The sequence below is a fragment of the Vogesella mureinivorans genome, assembly GCF_007644035.1.
GTDB lineage: Bacteria > Pseudomonadota > Gammaproteobacteria > Burkholderiales > Chromobacteriaceae > Vogesella > Vogesella mureinivorans.
In genome coordinates, this window is record NZ_VMTV02001165.1 from 1 (window position 1) to 467 (window position 467).

Here is a 467-nt window from a genome sequence, read left to right on the forward strand (position 1 = left end):
GGATCGCCCGCTTCGGCCGCTGGGGACGGCGCCTGCACGAGCTCTCGCTGGGCATCGACGAGCACCCGGTCGAACCCGAGCGGCCCAGCCTGCAGATCTCGGCCGAGGACACCTTCGCAGTCGATCTGGATCTGGACGCGATCGGCGCCGAGCTGGAACCCTTGGCACGCAAGGTCTGGACGGCGGCGCAGCGCTCGCAGCGGATCGGCCGGACCGTGGTGCTGAAGCTGAAAACCACCGACTTCCGCATCCTCACCCGCAGCCTGAGCTCGGACTCACCGCCGGCCTCATGGCAGGAACTCTTGCAGATTGCACTGGCGCTGCGTGCGCGCGTCGACTTGCCAAAACGCACGCGCTATCGGCTGGCAGGCGTCGGGCTGGCGAATCTGGTGGAGGCGGAGAGCCTGCCGCGGCAGGGCAGTCTGTTCGTGCGCGGGGAGTAACTCGCCGCACGAGAGGCGTGCGGG

1 protein-coding gene is annotated in these 467 nt (G+C 69.2%); it reads left to right on the forward strand.

Features of this window, described 5'->3' with window-relative positions:
* The coding region (locus FLQ44_RS23335) for a DinB/UmuC family translesion DNA polymerase (protein WP_439144965.1) at nucleotides 1-443 on the forward strand (443 nt) is incomplete at its 5' end.
* Nucleotides 444-467 lie beyond the last annotated feature (24 nt).